The organism is Streptomyces sp. NPDC057963 (assembly GCF_042887155.1).
Lineage (GTDB): Bacteria > Actinomycetota > Actinomycetes > Streptomycetales > Streptomycetaceae > Streptomyces.
In genome coordinates, this window is record NZ_JBHVPX010000041.1 from 20,146 (window position 1) to 36,365 (window position 16,220).

The 16,220-nt window shown below is 69.3% G+C and carries 16 protein-coding genes, 2 pseudogenes and 1 riboswitch; of the genes and pseudogenes, 8 read left to right on the forward strand and 10 right to left on the reverse strand.

The features are described from left to right. Nucleotides 1–156: 156 nt before the first annotated feature. Nucleotides 157–483 (reverse strand): hypothetical protein, encoded by a 327-nt coding sequence (locus ACFVT1_RS39210; RefSeq protein ID WP_389805112.1) that lies wholly within the window; start codon nt 481–483, stop codon nt 157–159. A 631-nt stretch (nt 484–1,114) separates the two neighbouring features. Between ACFVT1_RS39210 and ACFVT1_RS39215 the strand changes: the two genes are divergently transcribed. The 3 genes from ACFVT1_RS39215 (at nt 1,115) to lgt (ending at nt 3,294) form a co-directional block, all read left to right on the forward strand. Continuing rightward, entirely contained in the window at nt 1,115–1,639 is a 525-nt protein-coding gene (locus ACFVT1_RS39215; protein WP_389805114.1) for a TetR/AcrR family transcriptional regulator, read from the forward strand. Further along, nucleotides 1,636–2,289 (forward strand): hypothetical protein, encoded by a 654-nt coding sequence (locus ACFVT1_RS39220; RefSeq protein ID WP_389805117.1) that lies wholly within the window; start codon nt 1,636–1,638, stop codon nt 2,287–2,289. The genes ACFVT1_RS39215 and ACFVT1_RS39220 overlap by 4 nt, the downstream gene beginning before the upstream one ends. 99 nt (nt 2,290–2,388) lie before the next feature. Next, the gene (gene lgt, locus ACFVT1_RS39225; RefSeq protein ID WP_389805120.1) at nt 2,389–3,294 is read left to right on the forward strand and encodes a prolipoprotein diacylglyceryl transferase; all 906 of its coding nucleotides are present in this window, start codon (nt 2,389–2,391) and stop codon (nt 3,292–3,294) included. Between the two features lie 534 nt (nt 3,295–3,828). Here the strand turns inward: lgt and ACFVT1_RS39230 are convergent. The 5 genes from ACFVT1_RS39230 to ACFVT1_RS39250 form a co-directional block, all read right to left on the reverse strand. Next, nucleotides 3,829–4,335, reverse strand: coding sequence for a signal peptidase II (locus ACFVT1_RS39230; RefSeq protein ID WP_389805150.1), 507 nt, complete (start codon nt 4,333–4,335; stop codon nt 3,829–3,831). Between the two features lie 609 nt (nt 4,336–4,944). Beyond that, nucleotides 4,945–5,700 carry a hypothetical protein gene (locus ACFVT1_RS39235; RefSeq protein WP_389805122.1) on the reverse strand — a complete coding sequence of 252 codons (756 nt, stop codon included), beginning with the start codon at nt 5,698–5,700 and terminating at the stop codon, nt 4,945–4,947. A 39-nt stretch (nt 5,701–5,739) separates the two neighbouring features. Continuing rightward, nucleotides 5,740–6,855 carry a trypsin-like serine peptidase gene (locus ACFVT1_RS39240; RefSeq protein WP_389805124.1) on the reverse strand — a complete coding sequence of 372 codons (1,116 nt, stop codon included), beginning with the start codon at nt 6,853–6,855 and terminating at the stop codon, nt 5,740–5,742. Nucleotides 6,856–6,923: 68 nt separating this feature from the next. Next, nucleotides 6,924–7,766 carry a hypothetical protein gene (locus ACFVT1_RS39245; protein ID WP_389805126.1) on the reverse strand — a complete coding sequence of 281 codons (843 nt, stop codon included), beginning with the start codon at nt 7,764–7,766 and terminating at the stop codon, nt 6,924–6,926. A 33-nt stretch (nt 7,767–7,799) separates the two neighbouring features. Beyond that, the gene (locus ACFVT1_RS39250) at nt 7,800–8,882 is read right to left on the reverse strand and encodes an alpha/beta hydrolase (RefSeq protein WP_389805128.1); all 1,083 of its coding nucleotides are present in this window, start codon (nt 8,880–8,882) and stop codon (nt 7,800–7,802) included. 191 nt (nt 8,883–9,073) lie between these two features. Here ACFVT1_RS39250 and ACFVT1_RS39255 point away from each other — a divergent pair, with 191 nt between their 5' ends. The 4 genes from ACFVT1_RS39255 (at nt 9,074) to ACFVT1_RS39270 (ending at nt 13,051) form a co-directional block, all read left to right on the forward strand. Beyond that, the gene (locus ACFVT1_RS39255; RefSeq protein ID WP_389805131.1) at nt 9,074–10,045 is read left to right on the forward strand and encodes a hypothetical protein; all 972 of its coding nucleotides are present in this window, start codon (nt 9,074–9,076) and stop codon (nt 10,043–10,045) included. 116 nt (nt 10,046–10,161) lie between these two features. Next, nucleotides 10,162–11,337, forward strand: coding sequence for an ISL3 family transposase (locus ACFVT1_RS39260; protein ID WP_389805134.1), 1,176 nt, complete (start codon nt 10,162–10,164; stop codon nt 11,335–11,337). A 51-nt stretch (nt 11,338–11,388) separates the two neighbouring features. After that, a complete protein-coding gene (locus tag ACFVT1_RS39265; protein ID WP_389805136.1) occupies nt 11,389–11,646 on the forward strand; it encodes a DUF6221 family protein in 258 nt (85 codons plus the stop codon). A gap of 280 nt (nt 11,647–11,926) precedes the next feature. After that, nucleotides 11,927–13,051 carry a PP2C family protein-serine/threonine phosphatase gene (locus ACFVT1_RS39270; RefSeq protein ID WP_389805139.1) on the forward strand — a complete coding sequence of 375 codons (1,125 nt, stop codon included), beginning with the start codon at nt 11,927–11,929 and terminating at the stop codon, nt 13,049–13,051. Nucleotides 13,052–13,224: 173 nt separating this feature from the next. On the opposite strand, the pseudogene ACFVT1_RS39275 reads toward ACFVT1_RS39270, so the two are convergent. Then, a pseudogene (locus tag ACFVT1_RS39275) lies at nt 13,225–13,671 on the reverse strand (TetR/AcrR family transcriptional regulator C-terminal domain-containing protein); the annotation flags it as partial. 9 nt (nt 13,672–13,680) lie between these two features. After that, a riboswitch (cobalamin riboswitch) is annotated at nt 13,681–13,852 on the forward strand. 304 nt (nt 13,853–14,156) lie between these two features. Between ACFVT1_RS39275 and ACFVT1_RS39280 the strand changes: the two are divergent. Then, nucleotides 14,157–14,816 (forward strand): aldehyde dehydrogenase family protein, encoded by a 660-nt coding sequence (locus ACFVT1_RS39280; protein WP_389805142.1) that lies wholly within the window; start codon nt 14,157–14,159, stop codon nt 14,814–14,816. 30 nt (nt 14,817–14,846) lie between these two features. Here the strand turns inward: ACFVT1_RS39280 and ACFVT1_RS39285 are convergent. The 3 genes and pseudogenes from ACFVT1_RS39285 to ACFVT1_RS39295 all read right to left on the reverse strand — a co-directional run. Further along, a pseudogene (locus ACFVT1_RS39285) lies at nt 14,847–15,002 on the reverse strand (short-chain fatty acyl-CoA regulator family protein); the annotation flags it as partial. Between the two features lie 154 nt (nt 15,003–15,156). Further along, entirely contained in the window at nt 15,157–15,981 is an 825-nt protein-coding gene (locus ACFVT1_RS39290; RefSeq protein ID WP_389805144.1) for a class I SAM-dependent methyltransferase, read from the reverse strand. 44 nt (nt 15,982–16,025) lie between these two features. Continuing rightward, a partial coding sequence (locus ACFVT1_RS39295; protein WP_389805147.1) for a phosphopantetheine-binding protein occupies nt 16,026–16,220 on the reverse strand: 195 nt, incomplete at its 5' end.

Below are 16,220 nucleotides of genomic sequence, written 5' to 3' on the forward strand. Positions count from 1 at the left end.
CAATTCATTGATCCGGCACTCGCCCTTCGGCCTCATCCGTGGACCACGGGCACGTTCTCCGTAGTGTCGCGTCGGACGCCGAACGGAGCCGGCCGGCGTCGGCGAGCGCGTGCAGGGCGCGCAAGACTTCTGCACGGGCAACCGCGGGCATCCGGATCATCGGCGAGGCGGCACGGACCCGGACGCGATAGCCCGTGCGGTGACGCCGTCCCGGCCCCGGAATGAGGCCGGCAGGTCGGTGAGACGGGTGGGCGGGTGCCCCGTGGGCAGGACCAGGGCGTCGCGGGCATCCTCGCGGAGCAGGGCGGCGCCGAGGCTGATGCCGGGGGCCCGGTCGTGCTCGGTCGGTACGTCTTTGGCGCACGCGACCGTCGCGTCCACCTGCCCGTCGAGCAGGAGGGTGTCGGCGCGGCGGGCGAAGGCGCCCTTCCCGCCGATCTGGGCCGGCGGGCCGCGGTGCGCGCACCGACGAAGCGGGCTCACTCCTCTCTCCGACCCACAGTGCAAAGCAGCGACCGGGGTCGTATGGCCGCGGTCATGCGCTTGCCGGCGCTGCGGCCTGTTTGCGGCCCGTCACCTCGGCGAGGAGCGTTGGAGGCCGGCGGGCGGCTGGGATTGACGGCCGGTCAGGAAGAACTCGGCGAGCGGGACTGGGTGTTCAGGATCGGCGGACCGGAGTTCGCCACTCTCCGGACTTGACGGCTAACACCGGTAGCCGTAGCGTGGCGCCCCGTGGCTAACGGTGTTAGCCACGTCGGTTGGTCGCCATGTGAGAGGGCCGCAGTGAACACCGTCACAGCCAGCAGTACCTCGTGCGGCAGTGTCCCGACCCGACCCCGCCGGGGTGCAGGGGAGGCGCCGGTGCTCCCCTCCGGGGCGTTGGCGGCCCCCGGGGAGGAGCACCAGCCGCCGGCCGTCGCCGCGCGTGTGTTCCTCGCTGGACCGGGCCCGTCCCCGCGGAATCCTGCGAAGCGCACCGGGGGAATCCGGCGTCCCGGGCTTGCCGCATGCCCGTTCCCGCTCATCGTTCGGATGCCGGCTTCCGGATCCGGACGGCCCACCGGCATCACGATCGCGCGGACGGCCCGCCGTGGTTGACCGTGCGCAGCAGATCATGGCCGCCGCCCGGGAACTGCTCGACGCCGAAGGGCCGGATGGGTTGTCGATGCGGCGCATCGCCGAGCGTGTCGGCATCCGAGCGCCTTCCTTGTACAAGCACTTTCCCGACAAGGCCGCTGTCGAGGCCGGGCTCCAGGTGCAGGGGATGACCCGGTTGGCGGAGGAACTGGAGGCCGCCGAAGCCGAGATCGGCGCCGAACCGCCCCTGCTTGTGCTCGCCCGCGCCTACCGACGGCACGCTCTCGCCAGCCCGCACCTCTACCGCATCACCCACAGTCTGCCGCTCGCCCGCACCGCACTCCCCGAAGGGCTCGAAGATCGCGCGGCGACGCCGCTGGCCCGCGCGGTGCACGGCGACATTGACGTCGCGCGCTCGTTCTGGGCATTCGCGCACGGCATGGTCGTGCTCGAACTCGACGGACGCTTCCCGCCCGACGCGGACCTGGACGCCGCATGGCGCACCGGCTGCGAGGCGTTCGCCCAGACAATCCGGAACAGAACCGGGGGAGACACCGCATGACCACAATCGCCAAGGAGCCTGCTGGCGGCATCACCGCCTGCGCCGCCGGATACACACACGCCGCGGCATGGATTCTCGGGCTTGCCGCCGCGTGGGGAGCCACACCCGAAGTCGGTGACACACACGCCGGGATCACGGCCGCGTACGCCGACCGACCGGTCCAGGCGGTGGCCCAGGCGCTGCTCGTCCACGGTGTGGCGGCTGTCGGCCTGGTGGTCGTCGGATCTGGACTGCTCGACTGGGCCCGCCGTACCGGCAGCACTGCGGCTCGCTCGGCCGGATGGGCCGGGAGAGTCGCGGGGGCGCTCGCATGGGTGCAACTCGTCGTGGAATTGATCGCGGTACCTGGAGCTGACCCGGCGTCACCGGACAGGACCGGCACACTGTTCGAGGCGGTCCAGCGTGCGGACGGTGTCAAGATGTTCGTGCTCGCCGTGCTCGCTGCGGCTGCCTGCGTCGCCTCGCGACACGGCACACTGCTGCGGCGTTGGGAGGTCGTCGTCGGCTGGGTCCTCGCCGCCACGATCACCGCGTCCGGCATCGGCTACCTGCTCCTGTCCACCGCCTTGACCCCGGCGGCATTCATTTCACTGCCCTTGCTGCTGATCTGGATCGCCGTACTCGGCGCAGCCCTCGGGCGACGGCCCTGAGCGCTCGCTCGACCGGACGGGCTTCTGATCGGTCTCAGGAAGTCGTTCGGTGCACGCCTGATGACCAGTCCGCCTGACTGAGCCTCCCACGGAGTGACCATGGATCTCGCCTACCTTCCCAGCCCTTCGACCGGGGTCCTCCACCTCGGCCCGGTTCCGTTGAGGGCGTACGCCTTCTGCATCATCCTGGGCGTGTTCGTGGCCGTCTGGCTCGGCAACCGGCGCTGGGTTGCGCGGGGCGGGGATCAGGGCGTCATCGCGGACGTCACCATCTGGGCAGTGCCGTTCGGCCTCGCCGGTGGACGGCTCTACCACGTGATCACCAGCCCCGACGCCTACTTCGGCGAACATGGCGAGCCGATCCGAGCGCTGTACGTGTGGGAGGGCGGGCTCGGAATCTGGGGAGCCATCGCCCTGGGCGGGGTCGGCGCGTGGATCGGCTGCCGTCGCCGCCGCATTCCCTTCCCCGCCTTCGCGGACGCGGTCGCCCCTGGCACAGCCCTGGCCCAGGCGATCGGCCGCTGGGGCAACTGGTTCAACCAGGAACTCTACGGCCGCCCCACCACGCTTCCCTGGGGCCTGGAGATCGACCGCGCGCACCGTCCGTCCGGCATGCTCGACATCGCGACCTACCACCCCACCTTCCTCTACGAGGCCCTCTGGGACATCGGCGTCACCGCACTGATCCTCTGGGCGGCCCGCCGGTTCGCGCTCGGTCACGGCAGGACCTTCGCCCTGTACGTCGCCGCCTACACGGTCGGCCGGTTCTGGACCGAGTACCTGCGCATCGACGAGTCCCACACGTTCCTCGGCCTGCGCCTGAACAACTGGACCTCCGTCGCGGTCTTCCTCGGCGCCCTCGCCTGCCTCGTCGTATCGGCCCGCCGCCACCCGGGCATCGAGGACGTGTCGCGACCGAAGGACGAGGGCGGCAACGAGAGGGCCGACGAGCCGCGCCTGGCCGTCGCCGCCAAGACAGGAGGAGCGACGCACGATGACATGTGAGACCGTCAGCGCCATCACGAGCCCCGGGCCACACAGGCCGAACTCTGCTGCCTGACGGACGAGTCCGCGCTGCGGAACGTGGCCGGAGATGCCGAGATCATGCGGGGCCAGTACCGGGAGACCGCTTGCGGAAGACGGCCCGCACCTCACCTTCCCCCTGGCGGCCCGGAGCTCCTTCACCCACCAGATCGCGGGTCGCCCTTCGGCGTAGGAGGGGCGAACCGCTTCACCCCACCCTAGTAACCATCAACCAGGCCGGGGCCTGGCCGGGTTGATTCCCCGGGGAGGCCGCTCCAGCGTGAACTCGGCTCGGGTCACGAGGCAGATCCTCGTTTCGCTTGGCGTGGCCTGCCGGTGGTCTTGGCGAGAAGCCGAGGGCTGTCCCGTAGTCCCTGGCGGGCGTGCGACGACGGCTACGGCACCCGCCGCTTTGTCGGAACGCCCGAATACATCCAGTATCAGGGCGCCCCTCTGCCTTGCGATGCACCGCATCCGACGCCGCACGCCGATCCACCAGGGATTATGGGACAGCCCTCAGGCGGATTCTTCGCCCGGCACCTTGGCGAGCTCCACACCACGCAAGCTGAGCAGCATCAACGCGACGCACCCGCAGGCGAGCGCGATGTCGGCGACGTTGCCCACGAACGGGCCGTAGTCGATGAAGTCCACAACATGCCCGCGGGCCAAGCCGGGCTTGCGGAAGAGCCGGTCGCCCAGGTGGGACACCGCACCGCCGAGCAGCGCGCCCAGCACGAGCGCCCAGCCCGCAGAGGCCAGTCGGCGTGCGGTGTAGAGGATGCCGACCACTGCCGCTGCCGCCACCAGGGTGAACACCCATGTCGCCTCGGTGCCTATGGAGAAAGCGGCGCCGGCGTTGTACAGCAACCGGAAGTGGATCAGAGGGGGGATCGCGGCGACGCGCTCGCCGTCGGACAGCGCGGAGACCGCCCACAGTTTGGTGAGCTGGTCCGCGAGCAGGACCACCGCCGCCAGAATGAGCATCCTGCCGTACAGCCGGCTTGAACCCCGTTCCAACCGCATCATCATGGCCTCCGTGCGTAGCGATATTCCGAACCAGGAATCCCTGAGACTATCGGCCCCTCCTGAGGCGTCTCCTCCGCCTTCCCAGGCGGCGGTCATCTGTACGCTCCACGCGTGACCACTGAACCCCCGTGCGCCACCACACCGCCGCGCACCTCTTGCGCGAGCAGTTGGCCGAAACGAACCGCTTGGGGCACTCTCACGCTGGTTCAGCCTGCTTACCCAACGTGGCTCAACGGCCTTCAAGCCGCTGATCAGCCAGTTCGCTTGACAACCCCAGACAAGTCCGGTGGCATGCGCACGTTGTGCGGGAGCCCGACGCGACGCTGCCAGAGCAGCCCGCTTCACCCGCGGCAGCCGCCGACGACGACTGTGAATCTCCGCGACCCGGCCCGGGAGACACGAACCGACCACGGCCTTGCGGCGGCTCGCCCCCTGCCCCGCCCAGCCGGCTGACAGCTACCCGCCCCATCCGCCCACGGCCTCAAGGGCCACGGAGAACCCGACCACCGCGCCGGGTCTCCGCCCTGCCCAAGAGGCAGAAGTCGCCTCGAATGTCCAGCAGTTGACGATCGGAGAGGTCAGGTCATCGCGACCGAAACGGCGAGGCTAGGGAATGACACGGTTCCTCAGGTTGTGAGGGTAGGGGCCTTCGCCGTGGATTCTCAGTTCCGCGGCCACGTCGAAGCTGTAGTAGGGGTGTGAGGTGAAGTAGCTGTCCAGGTTGGTGCCGCCGAAGCAGATGAGATCCGATCCACCCGCCGAGTTGGGCCCGTTGCAGAGGCTCAGCGTCGGGTACTGGAACCCGTCGAGCGGGCGGAAGCCGGTGCCACCGGGGCCGGGAACGGGCAGGTGACCGACGAGCCCGCCAGGGTCGCCCGGCCAGTTCGACTCGCCGGGCTGCCGCCGGCCGTCGGCGAACAGGATTCCCTGGATGTTCCGGCCGGGCGGTTCGGTTTCCAGGACAGTGCCCGCGACAAGGGCGCCGAGGCTGAATCCGACGATGTACACCTTGGTGCTGAGGTCACACCCGTAGGTGACGTAGAGGTTGTAGAGCGCCGTCCTGAGGTTGGCGACACCGGCGTCGACATCGGCGTACAGATTGATGTCGTTGGCACTGTTGGGGTAGGGAATGCGGACCGGGTTGGCTCCCTCGGGAGCGAAAGCCGGGTCCAGGAGCTTCTGGGCCCCGCCGTCCTGATAGCCCGGGACCACGAACATGACCGGCCCGCAGGGCTGGGCAGGCCGTGCGGGGGCGGCCTGGGCCGTACCGGCCGACCCGATGATGGTGCCGGCGACGCCGGCGATCGACAGGACGATGGCCAAGAACCATTTCTGCCGCGGCGGTACGAAGCTTGTCGTCACGTCTTCTCCTTTCGATGGTTGCGTCCGGTGCCGGCCGGGCTACGTCACGGACGCCGACTGGGCGGCGTCGTAGACGGCCTGTTCTTCGTCACCGAAGTGGGTGGAGCTCATGTTGGGGCCCTCTTGCCAGCCGAGGACGCCGATGATCTGGCCGGGGTCGTCGTAGCGGGAGAAGACTCCGGCCTGGAGGCCCGCGCCGGTGGTGGGGTCGAAGTCCTGCAGCACGGCGCCGCCGCTGCATCCGGGCGACAGGGCCCCGGGCATCACGTCGCTGTAGTAGACCGGGTCGGCCCGGGTGGTGCCCTGGGCGACCATGAGGTTCCGGCCGTCGAAGGTCCGCTGGAGCTCCGGGGAGACGTGGCCGGGACGGTAGTAGTTGCGTTCGTTGATCGTCGGGTAGCCGAAGATGTGGGCGGTCTGGTTCTGCGGCTGGTTGAAGCCGATTCGCTGGGCGCCAGTGACCTGGCCGATCGGCCGCGGGTCATCGGGGCTGGCCACCAGGACCGCGGCCATGTCGTGCCCCAGCAGCCAGTCGGCGCTCTGGCTCCAGGTGTTGGTGAACCACTCGCGGGTCACTCCCCAGACCCCGTACGGGGCGATGTCCTTGCCGGGGAGCGCCGTACTGGTGGTGTGGCGGGGCAGGTTCGCTCCGTTGAATCCCGGGACGAAGGCCATGTTGGTGACCACGATGTTCCCGAAGCCCACGTCGACCGGGGTGTGGACACGCAGGCAGTGGGCGGCGGTCACCACGACGCTCTGATTGGCACTGGCCACTACGTTGCCGGAGCACGCTGATTCCGTGACGGCACCATTGTCCAGGTTCTTGTACGCCATGTAGAACTTGCCCGCGGTGCGCGATACCAGTCCCGCCTCCCGCGGCCACGGCTTGCTGAGGCCGTCCCAGCCTCCCGGGGGCGGGGTGGCATCCTGGTCCTCGTGGTTGAGGCCGACGGAGGCCATCTTCGCGAGGGTCCAGTGCTCCACTTCGGCCCTGAGTCTCTGCTGGTGGTCCGCACCGGCCGGGACCAGCGGAAGGAGCTCGAACGCGGGGACGTCGGCCCGTGCCGGCGGCGCCGAGAAGAGGAGTGCGGCCACCAGTGCGAGCACGCCGAGCAGGGGCGTTCTCGTGCGTCTCGACAGCATTCCGATGGACAAGGTTTTTCCTCCTTGAGGGTATGGAGGGAGCCGGTGTGGATGACGTCGGACGTTCTCCGTGGCCGGCCCTACGGGTTGGTGGTCACCTCGAAGCCCGCGCCGAAGACACCGGCGGGGGTGACGGCGTCACGGGCACGCAGGTCGGCGAGGATGTTCGCCGAGCTGGTGTACAGGAAAGGCGGCAGGTTCACGGTGATCCCCTTGGTGATGCCGGCCCAAGGTCCCGATGCCTGGAAGCCGTTGGCCTGGGAGGGGAGAGCGGTCCCCGGTACGTGCCAGATCGCCGGCCCGCCCGAGTCGCCCCTCATGTTCACGGCCGGCGACCGGTAGACGCCGACGGCGTTGTCCACGACGGTCCCGTACCACACACCCGTCTGGCCCGACGTGATGATCTCGTTGCTGCCGGTGGCGAGCAGCCGCTCGTTGTCGAGCGCGGGGTTCAGAGCGTTGGGGCTGCTGGTCCCGCCGGGGACCTTCACCTCGCCCGTCTGCTTCAGGTACGGACCCTGTGAGGAGAGCGTCACCTGCGGGACCAGCTCGATGACCATGTAGTCCTTGGTCACGTGACCCGTCTGGGAGCCCTCCGGATCTTTGAAGTAGCGCACGTATCCGATCGGGCCGAACCCGGTGTCCGCCCGGTCGTAGACGGGGGCGACGTTGTCGTGGATCTCGCGGTCCGCGTATGTGCCTTCGGGGTCACTGAGGCAGTGGCCTGCCGTGATGGCTATCTTGTGACCGTACTTGTCGTTGCCCACCGCGCCGACCGTGCAGAAGAGATCAGGCGCCGACGGGCTGAAGATGATCTGCATCGCGTTGAAGACCCGCTTGCCCGGCTGGGCGTGGGCGGCTCCGGTCCCGACGGTGCAGAGGACCGCCAGGCTCAGCAGGAGGGTGCCCAGTCGTTTGATCATGTACGTCGCCCTGTCTGTCGGGAACGGGGGAGGTCAGGCGGACTCGAAGGCCGCTTCCAGGCGCGGCACGAAGTCAACGAAGTCCTGCGCCCAACAGCCGTAGCTGTGGCCGCCGTCGCAGCTGCCCCAGCCGGAGCCGTTGCCGTAGTCCACGTAGTGAGAGGGGTATCCGAGTGCGTCCAGGTGGTCCTTGGCGTGCTGTGCCGCCGACCTGACCCAGAACTCCGGGTCGGTGGGATCTCCCCTGCCGTCGCCTGTGTAGAGCGAGATGCCCATGCCGGCCAGGCGGTCCATGTGCGTGGACGGGTCCGCCTCGTTCCAGCGCCAGTCGGCGTCGAGGATCGGATACGGCGTGCCGAAGATCGCGTCGCTGGACACCGCGGGCCCGAAGTCGAGCGAGCAGGTGGAGTCGCTGGAGGCGCAGAGCGGTGCGCCGATGTTGGTGAGTGTGGCGACCACGGCCGCCCGCATGACAGCGTGGTCCCTCGAGAGGTCGACCGCGCCGGAGAACGCCCCGACCTGGCTGAACAGTTCGGGATGCGCCTGGGCGTAGTGCAGGGAGCCGAAGCCGCCCATCGAGAGGCCGGTGACGGCCCGCCCCTTCTTGGCCGCGATGGTGCGGAGGTTGGCGTCGATGAACGGGATCACCTGGTTGATGTGGAAGGTCTCCCAGTTCTGCGCGCCGGCGGCGGTCTCCTGGTCGAGCCAGTTGGTGTACCAGCCCCTGCGGCCGCCGTCCGGAATGACCGTGATCATCGACTTGGCCGCGAGGAGGGCGGGGTAGGCGAGTCTCGGGTTGCCCGGGTCGTCGGAGGCGCCGTGCAGGAAGTAGAGCACCGGGTAGCGCTTGGTGGGGTTGGTTGTGTAGTCGCCGGGCAGCAGGATCCGGATGCGGTGCTCACCGGCGACCTGGGCCGTCTTCACGGTGACCACGAAGTTGGTGGCGGAGCCGTATGCGGAGCCGGACTGAGTCAGACCGTAGCCGTCGGCCATCTCCGGCGGACCCGAGGGCTGTGCGTGCGCGGAGGGCATTCCCAGTAGGAGGAGGAGGGCAGCCGTCAGGGCGGCGACTGCTGCCCTCGCGCGCGGGAGCCGGACGGGCAGGACTGGTTTCATCGGGTGTCCTCGGGGTGGGCTGGATGCCGTGGAACCGGTGGTTCTGCCGGACACCGGAATTCTCACCGCAGTGCTTGGCACAGCGCCATACTGAGGCGGTGGCGCACTTGGGCCACTGGCACACGTGCGCCACCGGGCAGTAGGCTTCGGCGGCGGGGCGGGGCGACCCTGGTACGGGTGAAGGGAGTGCCGTGCGCGACGTGTTGGACCCGGACACAGACCGCGGGCGCGTCTACCGATCCCTGGTCGGTCACCCACGTGAGCCCCTCGGCCGGCTGGCGGCCCGGACCGGGCTGTGCGAGACCGTTGTGCGAGCGGTGGTGAAGGAGCTCGCCGCCGAGGGCATCGTCATGACGACGGACGTCGGCGGCGGGAAGGAATCCTGGGAAGCACTGCCGCCCACCCAGGTCGTCGAGGTGCTGCTGCAGCGCGATGCCGCCCGGTGGACGGCCCTGCGTCAGGCCGGTACGGAGCTGGAACAGCTCTACCGCTTCGCCAGGAGGGACGCCGGTCACTACGGCGCGCTGGAGGTCGTCGAGGACGCCGCCCGCGTCCTCGCTGTCAGCCGGCAGCTTCAGCAGTCCGCGCGCCACCAGCTCCGGACCATCGACGTGCCACCGTACTCCGGCACGGTCGACCACTACCTCGGGCAGGAGATGATCCAGCGTGAGCACATGGCCGCCGGAGTCGTCTACCGCACCATTTACCACGGATCCGCGTTCGACGACCCCATCGCGGGGCCCAACATGGCCCGCATGATCGAGGCCGGGGAACAGGCGCGGACACTGGACGACCCGCCCATGAAACTCGCCATCGTTGACAGCGAGTTGGCGGTGGTCACCCTCGCCGCCGACGACCACCCCGGTGTCGTCTCTCTCCTGATTCGTCCCTCCAGTCTCTTCCGGGCGCTGTCCAACGTGTTCGAGTCCTTGTGGAGGCTTGCCGTTCCCGTTTCGGCGACGGGCATTGGTACCCAGATCGAGGCGCGGGACCGCCAGATCCTCACCCTCATGGCCAGCGGCGCCACCGACGACGCGATCGCCCGACGCCTGGGCATGGGCCGCCGCACCGTTGTACGCCGTGTCTCCGTCCTCCTCGCCAGCCTGGGCGCCACCACCCGCTTCCAGGCCGGGGTCCAGGCGGCCCGGCGCGGCTGGCTCTGAGAGGGCGGTGAGTGTGGGCGAGTTGCCCCTTACGCGCTGGCCTTGCCGTTTCGCCTGGGTCGGCAACTGGTGGGGCGGGAACGCGAAAGTGCCTTCCTGACCTGGGACGACGAACCTTGCCGAGGGGTTCTGCCGGTCCAGGCGGAGGGCACTTTATACGTGCAGGCTGTCGTGATGGCCTGTTCGCCGGGGCAGCGGCTCTTGGCGTGGATGCTCTTGTGCCGGCGCTCCTGCGTGCACGATCTCGTACGCGTTCGGCGCGGCGTCCGGGGTGCGGAAGGCGGTCCGGCCGAATACACGGCCGGTACGAACGTCGGCTCGCGGACGCGCCGTTGGGCGGGCTGCCGGTGGTGATCGTGGTGCTGGTACGGCGGTTCAAGTGCCTGACGACCGAGTGCCCGTGTGTCACCTTCGCCGAGCAGATTCCGGGACTGACCCGGCCGCACGCCCGGCACACGCCCGTGCTGCGGGACCTCCTCGGCCGCGTCTCTCAGGCGCCGGCCGGACGGCCTGGCGCACGGCTCGCCCGAAGGCTGGGCATGACCGCCGCGAAGGACACCCTGCCGAGGTTGCTGCGGACCACCGCGCTGACCGGGCCGGGGTCCGTCCGGGTCCTGGGCATCGACGACTTCGCCCTGCTCAAGGGTCACACCTGCGCCACGCTGCTGGTCGACCTGGAGGCCCGTCGGCCGATCGATGTGCTGCCGGGCCGCGAGGCCGCACCGCTGGCCCGCTGGCCGGCCGACCATCCCGAGGTGCAGATCATCTGCCGGGACCGCGCCTCCGCCTACGCGGAAGCCGCCAGGACGGCCGCCCCGCAGGCCGTCCAGGTCGCCGACGCCCGGCACCTGTGGAACAACCTCGCCAAGGCCGTGGAGAAGACCGTCACCAGCCACTACGGCTGCCTCCGCACCGCCCGCCAGGCCACGCACCAGCCCGGGGACCCGAAGCCACCGGCGGAACGGGACGGCATGCCCGACGTCCGCGGCCGGCCCCGCCGGATCGTCGCCACCATCGGCCACGTCCGCGCCTTCGCCGTGCTCATGCACGGGCACCGCGGCGAAGACCTGCACGAATGGATCGAACAGGACAGACAGCACGATCTACCCGCTCTGCGGCAGTCCGCCGACGGCCTCCCCCACGACCGGGACGCGGTCGTCGCCGGCCTGTCAAGCACCTGGAGCTCCGGCCAGGTCGAAGGCCAGGTCACGAGGGTGAAGCTGATCAAACACGCAGGCTACGGCCGGGCCGAACTCGATCTCCTCCGCACTCGCATTCTCCTCCGGCCCTGAGACGGGCAAGAATCTTCCCCCGCACCGCCGAAGGTGGGCAAAGATCTCTTCATGGACGACCTCCTGAAGTTCCTTCACGCCCGCTATGAGGCGGACAACCATGCCTATGCCGATGTGGCCTACCGCTTCGGGGCCGACGCCCTCCTCGACAGCCACCTGCCGATGCTCGACCTCGTCCACATGCTGGCCCGGGATTACGAGGCAATGGATCCGTCCGACATTCGCTTCCCCGGTCTCGGACATGCCCTTCGCGTGCTCGCACAGTCGTACGCCGAGCACCCCGATTACCGGGAGGAGTGGCGACCATAGAACCTGGTCCAGATAGGACCCGGAGCGTCACAAGATCAGCGGCAGAGCCCATTCATCCGTACCCCACTGAGCTCTCGCATGAGTGCGCGGACTCGGGTCGCCTTGGGCTTGCCCGCGCAGCCGGTCGAGGGCCGGCCCGGGTCAGGTGCGGAAGCGCGAAAGCCGGCCGCCGGCCTTCTGCCCAGGGCGGCCTCACCGGCTGCGCGGTCACGGCCAGAACCGCTCCGGGCAGGACCAGGGACAGGCCTACGGGGCTCCCCGGCAGGTAGAATTCACGCATATGGGTATACGGCGACGGCTTTCGTTCCGCCAAAAGTCCTGGCAGGCCAGCGACGCCCTGCTGGCGATACCGCTCGCTCTGATCACAGTCATCGTGCTGGCCGATGCAACGACTGGGTCCGACGTGCCGCTGGGGCCCCTGCTGATCGTGGCACCCGCGCTCACCGCCTCTTTCGCCGGCCCCCTCCTGACCGCCGTGGTCGGAGTCATCGCTGTGGGGGCCCTGTTCGGCGTCGGAGTAGGGCTCCGCATCCTGACCACGGAGAGCATCGGCGCGCAGATCATCGCCGTGGTGGTGGTCTCGGCGATCGTGACGGCGTTCCGGTGGCTGCGGGATCGGTACGGCCGTGAGCTGGCGCAGGTACGGACGGTGTCGGAGGCCACGCAGCGAGCGGTGCTCAGACCGCTGCCGCGGCGGATCGGGCCACTACGGGTGGCCTCGGTGTACCTCGCGGCAGAGGAGCAGGCGCAGATCGGTGGCGACCTGTATGCGGCCACTCGCACCTCGGCCGGCACCAGGCTGATCATCGGGGATGCGAGGGGCAAGGGCCTGACCGCGATCGGAGACGCCGCGCTGCTGCTGGGCGCGTTCCGGGCGGCCGCACACCGTCAATCCTCCCTGCCCGACCTCATGGCCTACCTGGAGAACAGCGTGTGCTGGAGCATGGTCGAACCCACCGAGTCGGAGCAGGAAGGGGAGTGCTTCATCACCGCCGCGATCATCGACATCCCCGACGCGGGCGAGAAGGTGGAGATGATCAGCTGCGGGCACCCGCCCCCCTTGCTACTGCACGACGGACAGGTCACCGCACTCAATCCCACCCGCCCTGCCCCGCCACTGGGCCTGGGCGAGCTGACCACACCCCAGTACCAGGTGGACACCTTCACACTGGAGCCCGCAGACCTGCTGCTGCTCTACACCGACGGCGTGATAGAAGCCCGGGACCCCGGCAGAGTCTTCTACCCGCTGGCCGAACGCGCCGCCTCCCAGACACACCACAGCCCCCAGGCCGTGATTCACCACCTGCGTGCCGACCTTCTGGCCTATGTGGGCGGGCGCCTGGACGACGACGCCGCCATGGTCTGCATCCAGCGCACCCCCGGGCCCGGGTCGGGGCCGTCGTAGTCGTGACCGTAGACCCGGCCGCGCAGCCGCCGCTCATCGAGCCCCGCCTCTGCGGCTGGTGGTCCGCCGATGTCTTCGGCGCTACGGAGTCGTGTCGCAGTGGGGCGGAGAGCGCCTCATCCGTAGCCAGATGCCGGTTGCCATCCCGGGGGCGGCGAAGGCGGTGGTGGCGGTCAGCCGAAACGCGGCGCGACGTCCGCCCCGAGGGGGCGGACGTCGCGGGCGGAGTGGGCCAGGGCGGGGAAGCGTTCAGGGTCGGCGCCGAGTACCGCGACGCGGAACAGCTCCATGCCCCGTTCGTGCTCCTCGGGGGTGATGCTGCTGACCGCGGCCTCTGAGGCGATCAAGGCAGCGATGAGGACCGCGATCCGGTGATAGCGCCCCGGGATCTCCTCGTCGGGCAGTCCCGACGTGCGCAGGGCCTGCAGCGTCTCTTCCATGGCCAGCCGGGAACCGGCGCCGCCTGACGCGTAGCGTCCCCAGGCCGCGGCGTGCTGGGGCTGATGGCCGAAGGCATCCCTCACGCGCAAGGCCAGGGCCGTGATGCGCTGCTTCCAGTCGCCCTCGGGGCGGTAGCCGTCCATGGCGGCCACGAGGATCCGGTCGGCGACCGCGCGCAGCGTGGATGGACGGGGGGCAAGGTCCGCGGTGCAGGGAAGCCGGTGTGAATCCGGCACGGTCCCGCCACTGTGACCGGTGAGCGTGCTGCCATCCACACGCCACTGGCGAGGTCTGCCGGGAAGGCGGGCGGCACACGGAGACCCGGGAGCCGGGTTGCCGGCCGCGGAGTATGTCATGTTTTCCACGAGGATGGAGCAGACACGCACGGCACCGGTCCGTACTCCTACCCACGACCCTGGTGGTCCGGCGGAGCGCACGCGACTCATCGTGCGCTCGTAGACCTGCGAGGCCCCGGCCCCGCTGTTCGCTGTCCCACAGCTTTTCCGGCAGTGCGCCCACCTGTGGGCCTGACGGCGGCTGCCGTGCCATCCCCGGATCTCCCCTGACGAGAGCAGGCATCCACGGTCCGTGAACTCACACATTTCATCGGCGGCAAGCACACCACCGGTACCTCCGGCGTCCTCGGCGACGTCTACGACCCCACATGATCGTGATGCCGGACGCCGACCTGGACCAGGCCGTCGACGCGCTCATCGGCGCCGGATACGGATCGGCGGGAGAGCGCTGCATGGCGATTTCTGTGGCCGTGCCCGTCGGAGAGGGGACCGCCGACCGTCTCGTCACCGCGCTCAAGGAGCACATCGCCACGCTCCGGATCGGTCGATCGGACGACGCGGAGGCCGACTTCGGGCCCCTGGTGAGCCGGGACGCCGTCGAAAGGGTTCGCCGGTACGTGGACATCGGTGTCACCGACGGCGCCGAACCGGTCGTCGACGGAAGGGACTTCTTCCTGACCCGGGCGGTGGGCAAGGCCAAGGTCATGGAGGTGTGCCTGACCGGTCGCACCATGGACGCCACGGAGGCGGAGCGGGCCGGGCTCGTCTCGCGCGGGGTGCCCGCCGACGAACTGCTCGGCGAGGCGCTCGCCGTCGCCGAGACCGTCGCGGGGATGCCCCTGCCCGTCGCGATGACGGCGAAGGAAGCGGTGTCCCGGGCCTTTGAAACGGCCCTCGCGGAAGGCGCCCGCTTCGAACGCCGTCTCTTCCACGCCGTGTTCGCGACCGAGGACCAGAAGGAGGGCATGACCGCTTTCGTCGACAAGCGGCCGCCCTGCTTCAGGCACTCCTTACCCATGCGACGGTGAGCGGCCCGGAAGTAACAGCCTCCCGGCCCCTCACCCGTCGCTGCCCGTCTCCACCGGACAAGGAACGTACGTACGCCGGTCGGGGTCGACGGCCAGCAGGCCACCGGCCGGCGGCCGGGCGCAGTCTCGGCGCTCGCAGATATGGCAGCCCCGACCGATCGGTGTCGCGGCCCGGGGGTCGTCCAGTGGGCTGATCCGACCCGCCGTGTCGTCCCTGTGCAAGCCGATCCGGCGCTGCAGCGACCGTCTGGGCGACGCGCGCGGTGCGGCTTCGGCGCGGACTGCGTCGGCCGTGGCGGGGACCTCAAGCACTCGGAAACAGCCCAGGTCCCCGACCCTGCTAGTGCTTCTGCCACACAGTGACGTGTGCTTCGAAGTAGTCGTACTCGCGTGGGTTCTGACGCAGGACGCATGGCTCGTCGACTTCGGTGACGAGGTCGAAGTCGTTGGCCAACAGCGTCTTGACCGCCTCCTCGCTAGGTGTGGCGTCCCGCGCGGACCCCAGCCATGAACCAGGGGCGCTGTACTCCGGGTACCAGGACCACGGGCAAGCGATCATGAGAAGTCCACCGCTGCGCAGAGTGCGTTCCGACGCGCCGAACTGTTGCAGGCAGAGCGCCGGATCGGCCACCCGGTCCACCACATTCGACAGCAACACGGCGTCGAAGGTGCCGTCGACCGCCTGCAGGTCGGCGCCGTCCCCGACCTCGAACTCCACGTGTGCACACGTATCCGCGTCCGGGAGCCGCACTTCGACGTCCTTGGTGAACGGCCCCTGCTGCACGATGCTGAACACCCCGCCCCCACCAATGGTCAGGGCCTTGGCGACCTCGATCGACCGTCGGCTGATGTCCACTCCGACCACTCGGTCCTCGACCCAGGTGCTCAACGCATGGCTGACCCCGCCGACGTTGCATCCCACATCGAGTGCGGTACGGACACGGGTACCGGTCGACTGGGCGCTCGCCCGAAGGACTTCCGACAGCCGGCGAGGATAGCCGTGTGCTGCGGCGAGCGGATGATCGGCTCTTTCGAACACGTCGTCGACCACGCCGTAGTGCATCAGTAGATATTTGGAGATCTCCCGCGCCCGGTCGTACTGCGAAATGTGCGACTCGGGTTCGAAGATCTCTTCGCTCTTGACGAGGATCTGGGGCACGAACACTTCTGACTCCTTGGACGACGCGGAAAGTCACCAGCAATTGACAGTCACGGACGCGGACCGGTCCGACGCCGGAGTACTGGCCGCTCACGGCGGGATTCACTGAGGTGTGTGGCGAGGTCGGCGATGGTGGGGTGTTGGAAGAGGGTGTGGATGGTGGTGTGGGTGTTGAGGGTGGTGTTGATGCGGTTGGTGAGGCGTATGGCGAGGAGGGAGTGGCCGCCGAGGTCGAAGAAGTTGTC

Coding starts and splice junctions, on each gene's coding strand:
- ACFVT1_RS39215 (WP_389805114.1), top strand. CDS start 1,115: ATGGCCGCCGCCCGGGAACTGCTCGACGCCGAAGGGCCGGATGGGTTG.
- ACFVT1_RS39220 (WP_389805117.1), top strand. CDS start 1,636: ATGACCACAATCGCCAAGGAGCCTGCTGGCGGCATCACCGCCTGCGCC.
- lgt (WP_389805120.1), top strand. CDS start 2,389: ATGGATCTCGCCTACCTTCCCAGCCCTTCGACCGGGGTCCTCCACCTC.
- ACFVT1_RS39230 (WP_389805150.1), bottom strand. CDS start 4,335: ATGCGGTTGGAACGGGGTTCAAGCCGGCTGTACGGCAGGATGCTCATT.
- ACFVT1_RS39245 (WP_389805126.1), bottom strand. CDS start 7,766: ATGATCAAACGACTGGGCACCCTCCTGCTGAGCCTGGCGGTCCTCTGC.
- ACFVT1_RS39250 (WP_389805128.1), bottom strand. CDS start 8,882: ATGAAACCAGTCCTGCCCGTCCGGCTCCCGCGCGCGAGGGCAGCAGTC.
- ACFVT1_RS39265 (WP_389805136.1), top strand. CDS start 11,389: ATGGACGACCTCCTGAAGTTCCTTCACGCCCGCTATGAGGCGGACAAC.
- ACFVT1_RS39270 (WP_389805139.1), top strand. CDS start 11,927: ATGGGTATACGGCGACGGCTTTCGTTCCGCCAAAAGTCCTGGCAGGCC.
- ACFVT1_RS39280 (WP_389805142.1), top strand. CDS start 14,157: ATGATCGTGATGCCGGACGCCGACCTGGACCAGGCCGTCGACGCGCTC.